6 protein-coding genes are annotated in these 7,113 nt (G+C 50.5%); all 6 read left to right on the forward strand.

From position 1 onward, the window contains the following. The first annotated feature begins 235 nt into the window (after positions 1-235). Positions 236-910, forward strand: a complete 675-nt coding sequence (locus tag HY774_12525) for a hypothetical protein (protein ID MBI4749308.1) — start codon at positions 236-238, stop codon at positions 908-910. A gap of 264 nt (positions 911-1,174) precedes the next feature. Beyond that, a complete protein-coding gene (locus tag HY774_12530) occupies positions 1,175-1,765 on the forward strand; it encodes a Spy/CpxP family protein refolding chaperone (protein MBI4749309.1) in 591 nt (196 codons plus the stop codon). A 223-nt stretch (positions 1,766-1,988) separates the two neighbouring features. Continuing rightward, positions 1,989-3,944 (forward strand): histidine kinase, encoded by a 1,956-nt coding sequence (locus tag HY774_12535; GenBank protein ID MBI4749310.1) that lies wholly within the window; start codon positions 1,989-1,991, stop codon positions 3,942-3,944. Between the two features lie 51 nt (positions 3,945-3,995). Then, on the forward strand, positions 3,996-4,325 hold the full coding sequence (locus HY774_12540) for a nucleoside triphosphate pyrophosphohydrolase family protein (GenBank protein ID MBI4749311.1): 330 nt from the start codon (positions 3,996-3,998) through the stop codon (positions 4,323-4,325). Between the two features lie 91 nt (positions 4,326-4,416). Next, a complete protein-coding gene (locus tag HY774_12545) occupies positions 4,417-5,034 on the forward strand; it encodes a hypothetical protein (GenBank protein MBI4749312.1) in 618 nt (205 codons plus the stop codon). Positions 5,035-6,506: 1,472 nt separating this feature from the next. Then, positions 6,507-6,956 (forward strand): hypothetical protein, encoded by a 450-nt coding sequence (locus HY774_12550; GenBank protein ID MBI4749313.1) that lies wholly within the window; start codon positions 6,507-6,509, stop codon positions 6,954-6,956. Positions 6,957-7,113: the final 157 nt, after the last annotated feature.

The raw sequence follows: 7,113 nt of genomic DNA on the forward strand, positions 1-7,113 counted from the left end.
ACGTCTTTCCCAGGATGATTGCGGTTTCACTTTACTGCGCGGAAGTGTGTGCCGTTCAATCAAGTTTGAGCTGTCAATCAGATTGACCACCAGCTTTGACTTTGTTGAATCTCAGATCTGTAACCAATTCATCAGTCACAAGTTGTGTCAACTTGACCGGTTCAATGCTTTATTTTCTCAGGGGACTTACCTTTTTTCGACATGATTTTTTTCTTGTCCAAAGGAGACTTCAGCAATGAACGAACAACAGTCCCGTTTAATCAATTCAGAAGTATCAGCCGTGTGGGATCTCAATCGTGAAGAATGGGATACCGTTGCCAGACAGTGCAAGCCAGTGTTTCTTTCAGGAATCGAAATTGCCGTGACCTCTGGTTTTTTTGCGACCGTAGTGCTGATTTTTGTTGGCATTGTGGTCGTCTTGCTGTACTTGATTGGCGTCAATACACCTGGAATTGGATTCACACTTGGCGCGGGGGCGGCAGTTTGGGTCGGTACTTTTTTGGTCACCGGTCTGATTATTTGGGCGGTTGACTTTTTTGAGAACCTGTTTGCTATTCGTCCAAAGGTTGGTGAACCACCGCATTGTGTGGTCTCAACCGAAGGGTTGATGGTGGGCAATCGGTTTTATTTTTGGAATAAGCGCGAAGACCGTCGCTGGCATCCGTACGCCTTCCACCATGCCTTCGCCATGTTTGACCCAACCAGCCAAGAGACTGGAGTGAGCGCGCTCCAGGTTTGGGTAACCCACTGGTTTGGCCTCAAACGGATGGTGGTTCCAGTTCCCAGAGACCGGCATCGTGAAGCCACACGCCTTATTTCCAACCTCAATAAGTACATCAAACACGCCCCAACTGAAACCATATCTTTCTCAATCCCCCAGCCATCCAACTCAGGAAAACACACTGCCTGACAGGCGATTTGGAAATTTGGCACGGTCTGCCGCACAGCGGGCGGATAGCCTGGAACCCAGGTGGTACAGGCAATTCACCCGCTTTTCTGTTTGAACACCAACCGCTCGTCGTTCCCATTCCGTCATTCGGCATTTGGAACCGGTCACTCAACCCAAAGCCTGCTCCTTGCCGGCCAGACCGGCGTACTGTACGACTGCAAGCTTAACCAGGAACAAGGCTTGCCGTCGAAAAACCTCGTAAGAAAAACAGTAAAGGAGCATCGTATGACCAACCAAACTTCACCTTCCACCACCTTGTTTACCCGTTTGTCCTGGCTTCAAAAAACAGCCGTAGCCACACTCATCATTGGATGTTTGAGCTTTGGGGCCCTGGTGGCTGATGCCTACGCCCAGCCGGAACGCGCCAGAGAACGCCGAGAACGTGTGTTGCAGGGATTTGACCCGCAAGTTTTGATGAACGTTTTAAAGATTCGACAGGAAGTCGAGACCATTCGAACTGAAGTCAACCTGACCGATGACCAGAAGGCTCAGGTTCGCGCGATAGTTGAGGCAACCGCCCCCGAGGCCAAAGCCCTTCGGGAATCATTGCGGAGTTCCCGCGAAGCGGTCAAAACCCAGCTTGTGACAAACCCCAGTGACACTGCGGCGCTGGATGCACTGGCCAAAAATATCGCCGCCACGGAATCAGACCTGGTGCAGTTGCGGGTCTCCACGATGGGAAAAATTGCATCTGTCTTGAGCACCGAGCAACGTCAGACGATTGCCAAAGGCGCCACCGAAATCCGCTCGCTGGCTGACGAAATCAAAACAACGGTGCGGAAAAACCACCCGGAACTTCCCCTGGATTTGTTTTAGCGAACGCGAAGGAGCGAAAAATTCAGTTTTTCCTTCGGTTTGATCGCTTTCCCTCTCCACCAAACCTTTTCAAACGGAAACCAGTCCACGCTGCCAGAGAATCGAGAAACTGGCTATACTGCGCCATTGATGCTTTCTCCAGCGTGGTTTTCCTTTGCCAGCCGGATTCCCGCCGGTTGGCAATTTCCGTTTTGCAAAAGCAGGGTGGTTGATGTTTGCTGAAATGTCATTTTTATTCTTGAGCATCGGTGTGTTGCTTTCAGCCACTTTGTTATGCGGCATGGCGGCGATTTTGGCTCGTGGGGAGCCATCAACCTCGCCTTCGAGCCGAATTCTTCCCTGGTTGCTGGGCCTGGGAACGGCCTGGTATCTGACCATGGCGGGCCAATATGCCATTTATCCGGTTCTGGATGAGCTGGTGAAAGACCACAACCGGGTGATTCCCGCCGGGTTGCTCCGCCCGGCATTGTTGTTATTTTTGGCTGGACTGGCCCATTGTTACGTTTCAGAACTCCCGCCACCAACCCAGCGAAAAATTCCAATCTGGCTCATTTATCTTCCAACCTTGACCATCCTGATGATTCTGGCGGGCTTTCGCCTGACCAGTCAGTATTATTTTCGGGTCGCCGGGCCATTTCGAGTTGAGTCAAAGCCAATTTTGCTCATGGTGCTCGGGATTGTATTGTTTGATCTGGCAATTGTGATGTTCTGTCACTGGCAATTGACCAAAAGTGCCCGGCGGTCACTGATTTGGCTTGGAATTGGCGGGCTGGAAGCGCTGTTACTGTACTTTTCGTTTCATCAATGGCCTAGAGTTCTGGCTGAGAGCAGCTCCTATTATGATTTGTTGAGCATGTTGTTGCCAATTCCACTGACACTCTGGCTCGCATACAATCGGGCGCGGTACCAGTTTTTTGATGTCTTTATCAAAAACGGCGCGGTGGTGCTGGCGATTGGGTTGGCCATGGGACTTTCGATCAGTGCGGGAATTTTCTATTTTCAGTGGTTTTTTCCAAATGCTTTTTTTCAGGAACGGGATGTAACACCTGCCGCGCTGGTGCAGTTTTGTTTGGGATGTACTTTTCTTTCGGTGCCGCTGGTCACGGTGGTGATTCGGTGGCGACCACGACTGGATGCCTGGGTGGATTTGGTTTTGTTACGCCGGCCAGGATATGCTCAGGCATTCAAGAAACTCCTCCCGTTGCTTCAGCAAGCAACCGACGAAGCCTCCGCCATTGACCGGGTGTGTGCTCACCTGACCGAAGTCATGCAGGCAAATCGGGTTGAATTTGTGCCTGACACCACGCTTGAAGCTGGTTCAACAACTGACATCAGTCAGAATTTTGGCGGCCTGCCGGAAATGAAATCAGAGGTGCTGACGGGAGATCAATATTTCGGCGTGTTGCACGTGGTTGGCAGTTCCCAGGGACTGCGGTATTTGAGTGAAGACGTTATCTATTGTGACCGGGTGGCGGGCCTCCTCGCTGGTATGTTGTTGACGCTGCGCACCCAGGCGGAACGAACCCGCGAACTCCACCAGGCACAACAACTTCGCGAACTGGCCAATCAGGCCCACATCCGGGCCTTGCAAGCTCAGATCAACCCACACTTTTTGTTTAACTGCCTGAACCTGCTCAATTCGCTGGTTCGCACTGACCCGGAACGGGCGCGAGCCTTGATGCAGCGACTGGCGGCGGTGTTTCGATACACCCTGGATAGCACCCGGAAAGAAACCGTCACTCTGGCTGAAGAACTCAAATTTGTGGAAGACTACCTTGAAATTGCGCGGGCCCGGTTTGGCAACCGGCTTTCGACCAGTATTGAAATCGAAGCCAATCTGCACAACACACAGGTGCTACCAATGCTGGTTCAGCCGCTGGTTGAAAACGCGCTCCATCATGGCATTGAGCCCAAAGTCGGCCCGGCCCGGCTGGATATTCGGGCTTTTTCTGAAAATGGGTCAGTCGTGATTGAAGTGGCCGATGATGGAATCGGGTTTGCCGCCAAAGATCTTTCCCAGACTGGTCAGGCCAATTCAAAAAACCCGGAGTCCCACGCCGGTATTGCTCTGGCCAATATCAATGATCGCATGAAAAGCCAGTTTGGGACGACGCTGACCATCCAGAGCCAGCCGCACATCGGCACCAAAGTTGAGTTGCGCTTCCCTGGGCAAGTGTGAAAACTGGCGAGGTTTTTTCATTCAATTCAGTCTTTACATTGGGAAAAACTCATGGATTTTAACGAATATCAAAAACAGGCGCTGAAAACCGCGATTTACCCGAATTTAGGCGCCAACCTTCAGTATCCGACGCTTGGGTTATGCGGCGAAACCGGCGAAGTGGCCGAACTGGTCAAAAAAAGCATTCGCGACGAAGGCGGCGAAGTCTCACCCGAACGCCGTGAAAAATTGATCAAGGAACTGGGCGATGTTCTCTGGTACTGTGCCATGCTGGCGCACGAGCTTGGCATCCCGCTGTCAACCGTTGCCGAGGAAAATATGCAGAAGCTGGCTGACCGACAGGCTCGAAATAAAATCAAAGGCGACGGGGACGAGCGATGAGGAGTTGGGGCTGAGGGCTTGGGGCTGAAGAAATCGGGCTGAAGAAATCGGGCTGAGAACTTCGAAATGAGAGCTAAAATTACTTGTCACCCTGTCACCTTGTCACCTTGTCACCTTGTCACCTTGTCATTTTGTCACCCTGTCACCTTGTCACCCTGTCACCTTGTCACCTTGTCACCCTGTCACCCTGTCACCTTGTCACCCTGTCACCTTGTCACCCTGTCACCTTGTCACCTTGTCACCTTGTCACCCTGTCACCCTGTCACCTTGTCACCTTGTCACCTTGTCATCCTGTCACCTTGTCACCCTGTCACTCTGTCATTCTGTCACTTTTCCTTTTTCCCATTCTCTTTTTTCCTTTAAAGTGCCAGCCGCCAATCCAAATTTTCATCCCAGGCCAGTGGCGCATTTTTTGTCCAGAGAAGGGATTTTTTATGTTCCGACACCAATTTGTGATTCAACCAGCCTGGTGGTATGCGATTGCCCTCAGTGTGATATGCCTGGCCAGCAACGGAGCCATCAGCGCTCAGACCGATTTCACGCCCGGGCAAATCCAACCGAAAATCGTGTGCCGGGAAAATGCCGAGCACAGCTATGCGCTCTACCTGCCGAAAGCCTACACCAAAGAAAAAAAATGGCCGATTGTGTATGCCTTCGATCCTGGCGGAGACGGCTCGGCTCCGGTTCAACTGCTGCAGGAAGCGGCTGAAGACCTTGGGTATATCGTGGTTGGCTCAAACAACTCGCGCAATGGATTTAATATCCCGATTTCAGAAATTGTCCGGCTGTTTTGGCGTGATACCCGCGAACGTTTTTCAATTGATGAAAAACAGGTCTATACCGCTGGCATGTCGGGGGGATGCACCATTGCCTCAGCCATTGCCCGATTGAGCAAAGGTGAAATCTCAGGCACCTTTATGGTCGGTGCCCCGTTGATGCAGGATTTATCGGAAAGCAAAGAGCTTTCGTTTATTGTGTTTGGTTCGGCTGGAAACGCTGACTTCAATCATTTCCACGTGCGTGACCTGATTGAAAAACTTCAGAAAAATGCCGTGACCTGTACTTTTGTACCGTTTGACGGAACTCATGGCTGGTGCGATAAGCAAACCGCCCGCCGGGCACTGGAATGGTTTGACCTTCAAGCCATGAAATCTGGCCGCAAACCCAAAGATGACGGATGGCTTACGGCTTATTATGAAAAACACCTGACCGAAGCAACCGCCTTAGAAGCGGCAGGTTCGGGTGGTGCGGCGTACTGGCAACTGATCAATCTCAAACGTGATTTTGCCGGTTTGAAGCCCGCAAACGAACTGGACCCAAAAATCCAGGCCCTGAAAACCACCAGGCCAGTTCAGCAATGGTTGAAAGATGATGAAGAATTGCGCCGCCGCCATACGGCCAAAATGCAGGAGTTTTCGGCACTCTATCCAGGTTTGTTTGATCAAGAAGCCCAGTTTGAAACCTTTTCCGCGATGCTTGGGCTGATTTCGCCCTTGAAAAAACAGGCCCGGGATGAAAAGCCTTCCCTTTCCCGAACCGGCGCCCGCATGGTGCTTGAACATTGTTTTGTCATGATGTTTGAAGAAGGCATGCGGTATTTTACCGGCGCGGAATATCGCAAAGCCATTACCTGCCTTGAAATCGCGGCTGACATCCAACCTGCCGCCCAGGGCGCCTGGTACTCCATTGCCTGTTCCTATGCTGAGCTTCGCGATACCAAACGCGCGGTCAATGCCTTGAAAAAAGTCTCTGAATTAGGCCCTGTCAGACGCACCGTGGTTGAAACAAACAAACACTTCGCACGCATTGCCAACGAAGAAGCCTTCCAAAAATGGCTGGCTTCGCTCGATCAACCCGCTCCTGAATCCAAAAAGAGTGATAAAAAGGGGTGAGCGAAACGGACTGTAATACCAGTTTGTAGTCAGTAGTTCGTAGTCAGTAGTTCGCTAACTTCAATTGATTGAATTGCTTGACCGTTTTCTAATACGATCATTCCATTCCAAAATGGTAAGTACCTTGTCATAAGTTTCCCGAGGATATTGGGTTTGGTAAGTGTTTGATCTTTTTCGTGTTTTTCGTGGTTTTCGTGGTTAAAATGTCTGGGAATTTTCGGTAGGGTACTTATAAGGTGAATGGATGGCAGATGATTCTGATATTTTTTTCAAAGGAGAACGTTCCCATATGCTCCGTAACTGTTTGCTGATACTGGCTTTGTTTTCTTTTTACCTGGTGATTGCCCAACCGGTCGCAGCGCAAAAACCTGCCACGAAACAAACCATTGTAACGGCAGCCCAGGTCAACGGCACATGGGAATCCAAAACCGGCACCTTCAAGATCCTGGCCTTAGGAAACCAGCAACTCAAGGTCGAATTTCAAGGCTTTTATGAATACAAAACCGAATATGGCCCCATGGCGAATATCGGTGAGGGGCGAGGAATTGCCTTTATCGAAGGGGACACAGCCATCTTTCAACCCGAAGATGCCGATGAGAACGACCAGATCACGCTCAAATTCACCAAAGGCAAGCTGATTGTCACCCAGGAAGGAACGTGCGGGTTTGGCCTCAACGTCACCGCCGCTGGAACCTATCGAAAAGCCAGCCGTCAGAAACCCTCTTTCCAAAATGAGTAGCGAGTAGTCAATCTAAAAAAGAGCTAGAATAGTTCTTGAATTTTATATTTTGTTGCTATATAAAGCTATGTATGAATATATACAAACCACGCGAATTTGGCGCGTTAATCGGGCGGGCAGTGATTACGTTACAGAGTTGGGATCGGAAAGGGATATT

Source organism: Acidobacteriota bacterium (genome assembly GCA_016208495.1).
Lineage (GTDB): Bacteria > Acidobacteriota > Blastocatellia > Chloracidobacteriales > Chloracidobacteriaceae > JACQXX01.

What these genes read in the sequence shown, in the direction of transcription:
- HY774_12525 (MBI4749308.1), top strand. Translation starts at nt 236, where the DNA reads ATGAACGAACAACAGTCCCGTTTAATCAATTCAGAAGTATCAGCCGTG.
- HY774_12530 (MBI4749309.1), top strand. Translation starts at nt 1,175, where the DNA reads ATGACCAACCAAACTTCACCTTCCACCACCTTGTTTACCCGTTTGTCC.
- HY774_12535 (MBI4749310.1), top strand. Translation starts at nt 1,989, where the DNA reads ATGTCATTTTTATTCTTGAGCATCGGTGTGTTGCTTTCAGCCACTTTG.
- HY774_12540 (MBI4749311.1), top strand. Translation starts at nt 3,996, where the DNA reads ATGGATTTTAACGAATATCAAAAACAGGCGCTGAAAACCGCGATTTAC.
- HY774_12550 (MBI4749313.1), top strand. Translation starts at nt 6,507, where the DNA reads ATGCTCCGTAACTGTTTGCTGATACTGGCTTTGTTTTCTTTTTACCTG.